The organism is Levilactobacillus wangkuiensis (assembly GCF_016861605.1).
GTDB classification, from domain to species: Bacteria; Bacillota; Bacilli; order Lactobacillales; family Lactobacillaceae; genus Levilactobacillus; species Levilactobacillus wangkuiensis.
Genome location: NZ_BOLM01000046.1, coordinates 1 through 2,457 on the forward strand (window position 1 = coordinate 1; position 2,457 = coordinate 2,457).

The window sequence follows — 2,457 nt, forward strand, 5'->3', positions numbered from 1 at the left end:
TCACTTTCGGCCTGATACTTATAGAGTTCAATAATCAAGTTGGTCATCAGTTGACGTAAATTTGGGTCAGCAATCCCGGTCATGGACGGTAAATTCAACACATCTAGGGTGGCCCCCTTATTTTGAATGGAGTTCATGATCTTAGTCAAATCCTGGTTGTTTCTGCCTAAGCGATCTAATTCAGTGACCAGGACAATATCACCCTCACGAATATAGGCCAACATTTTTTGCAGTTCTGGCCGATTAGTGTTAGCCCCACTTAATTTATCCGTAAATAATTTATCAACGTCTTTTAAAGCCGCTAACTGTCGATCTAAATGTTGCTCCTTGGAACTCACACGCGCATAACCGATTTTAGCCATTTCCAATTCTCCTTTTGGACAGTTCTAATGAACGCTTGTAATTCCTAGTATAGCACAGAAATAAAAAAGACCAATAGGGTATACCCTATTGGCTAGATTGGTTTAGTCAAACAAAAATCTTAATTGGTTCCTTATAAGAGCATATAATTCCATCATCACAACTGTCCTGCTATAATTATGGTAAAGGTGGTGGATCTCGACATTGTTGCTGAATACGGCATTGATATTTCTAAACTGTATGACAAGATCAAAAATGTTATCGTTCGGGAAGTAAAGAATATGACCGAATTAGAAGTAATTGAGGTAAATGTGAATGTTGTTGATGTCAAGACAAAGGAGCAACATGAAAAAGATTCGACTTCTCTGCAAGATCGCGTGAGCGATGCCACAGACAAAACGAAGGAAGCCGTCAGTAAGGGCGCAAAGAAATCGAAGGAAACATTAGGTGACAGCATTGATAAAGTAACGTCTGACAATAAATCTAGTCGTGTTAACTAAGGGAGTGAGTAAATATGGGACTTATATGGTCATTAATCGTCGGGGCAATCATTGGTGCCATTGCTGGCGCAATCACTAACCGTGGTGCTGCTATGGGCTGGATTGCAAATATCGTAGCTGGTTTAATCGGTGCGTGGATTGGCCAAGGGCTCCTTGGCACTTGGGGCCCTTCGTTAGCTGGCATGGCATTGATACCATCGATCATCGGGGCAATTATTTTAGTTCTGATTGTTTCATTAGTTGTTGGTCGAACCAGTAAAAAGTAAGGGGGAATTTTATGGACGTCTTGAAAAGTGTATTTAAGTTTATGATTGCTTCTACGCTCATTGTAGGTGGTGTCCTCATCGGTGGCACCGTCTTGGCTGCTAAGAAAGTAGATGGCATTGGTGATACATTGCAACAAAAATTACATGGATAATTAGCCAAATTTATCTGTATTAGGCTTCTTAGAACGTAAATGATTGAGCAATTGAAGATCAGTTAATCAATATTTAAATTTGCAATCTACCTTATAAGTGTCATTCACACTATCTCTTGTAGGATCTCCTTATTAGACAAGCAAATTAAAATGTGGAATAATACTGTTGTAACAAATACATTATGGGAGGTTATATTATGAGTCTAGATGACAAAATTGATAGCACCAAAGATAAGGTAAGTGGAAAAGCTAAAGAAGTTGAAGGCAAGGTTACGAACGACAAGGCCCGCGAAGCTGAAGGTAAGGGTCAAGGTATTCTAGGTAAGGCTAAAGATAAACTGTCAGATGCCAAAGATTCTGTTAAAGATACGGTTGATAACGTAAAGGAAAAGTTAGATAAAGACGATAAATAAATTATCATTTTTAAGAAGACCAAAATCTGGTCTTCTTTTATTTTTTCACGCTTGTTACCTTGTTTTTTCTCCACACTGTAATACGCGGCTTATGTGGTCGCTGCGGCTTTTTACGTTACCACCGTCCATCTTTAAGCTGATGTTCTAAGTCACCCAAGCAACGTGTCTCTGTGCGACTGACAAGGCCAAATCTGCTATTTACCATCTGGCCCATGCCGGCCACCTCCAAATTTTGGGCAAAATAAAAACGCCACGCTATTTAGCACGACGTCTATTATCCTTACACCATCTTATCGAGCCGAGCACCCGCCTGTGCCCACTCCGGAAACTCATACCCGTATTTACTATGAATTAATCATGATATCGCCACCTCCTGACCATATGCAAAAAAAACAGTGATTAGCTGAACTTTTCGATAAATCTATTAAAAGTTTCCGTAGTCCCATTTGCAATTAGTACAACTAAAGCTTCATAGCTAATTTATCAAATTCTTGTATATCAATACCCGTTGCTCCAATTAAATCAAGAATAATCTCCTTTGCTAAGTCTTTACTATAGGAATTTAATTGTTCTGTGAAATCTGGCTCTTCACTTTCATACAGGCCATTGAGCAGTGGAATAATGTAACTATAGATATACACTATTAGTGGATATTCGGTAGATTGCAAATTTAATCCGAATTTTTGGACAAATTTGTCAGCATAACCTGATACGGTGTTTGCCAGTCGAGTATTTTAAGCGGTCGCTGGTTAATTTGGAGTAACGT

The 2,457-nt window shown here is 39.0% G+C and carries 4 protein-coding genes and 2 pseudogenes; 4 read left to right on the top strand and 2 right to left on the bottom strand.

Going from position 1 to position 2,457, the window contains the following annotated elements:
- Positions 1-362: recombinase family protein (locus JUF13_RS14315; RefSeq protein WP_203640199.1), on the bottom strand; the 362-nt coding region annotated here is incomplete at its 3' end.
- Positions 363-551: 189 nt separating this feature from the next.
- Here JUF13_RS14315 and JUF13_RS14320 point away from each other — a divergent pair.
- The 4 genes and pseudogenes from JUF13_RS14320 to JUF13_RS14335 form a co-directional block, all read left to right on the top strand.
- A pseudogene (locus JUF13_RS14320) lies at positions 552-860 on the top strand (Asp23/Gls24 family envelope stress response protein); the annotation flags it as partial.
- A 14-nt stretch (positions 861-874) separates the two neighbouring features.
- Positions 875-1,126 (top strand): GlsB/YeaQ/YmgE family stress response membrane protein, encoded by a 252-nt coding sequence (locus JUF13_RS14325; protein ID WP_003680323.1) that lies wholly within the window; start codon positions 875-877, stop codon positions 1,124-1,126.
- A gap of 11 nt (positions 1,127-1,137) precedes the next feature.
- Positions 1,138-1,278 carry a hypothetical protein gene (locus JUF13_RS14330; RefSeq protein WP_003681696.1) on the top strand — a complete coding sequence of 47 codons (141 nt, stop codon included), beginning with the start codon at positions 1,138-1,140 and terminating at the stop codon, positions 1,276-1,278.
- Between the two features lie 197 nt (positions 1,279-1,475).
- Complete coding sequence (locus JUF13_RS14335) at positions 1,476-1,691, top strand: CsbD family protein (protein ID WP_125577927.1); 216 nt, start codon at positions 1,476-1,478, stop codon at positions 1,689-1,691.
- 670 nt (positions 1,692-2,361) lie between these two features.
- Here the strand turns inward: JUF13_RS14335 and JUF13_RS14340 are convergent.
- Positions 2,362-2,457: pseudogene (locus JUF13_RS14340) on the bottom strand (IS30 family transposase); the annotation flags it as partial.

Excerpts from the sequence above, each read along its gene's own strand:
- JUF13_RS14325 (WP_003680323.1), top strand. The coding sequence starts at position 875 with ATGGGACTTATATGGTCATTAATCGTCGGGGCAATCATTGGTGCCATT.
- JUF13_RS14330 (WP_003681696.1), top strand. The coding sequence starts at position 1,138 with ATGGACGTCTTGAAAAGTGTATTTAAGTTTATGATTGCTTCTACGCTC.
- JUF13_RS14335 (WP_125577927.1), top strand. The coding sequence starts at position 1,476 with ATGAGTCTAGATGACAAAATTGATAGCACCAAAGATAAGGTAAGTGGA.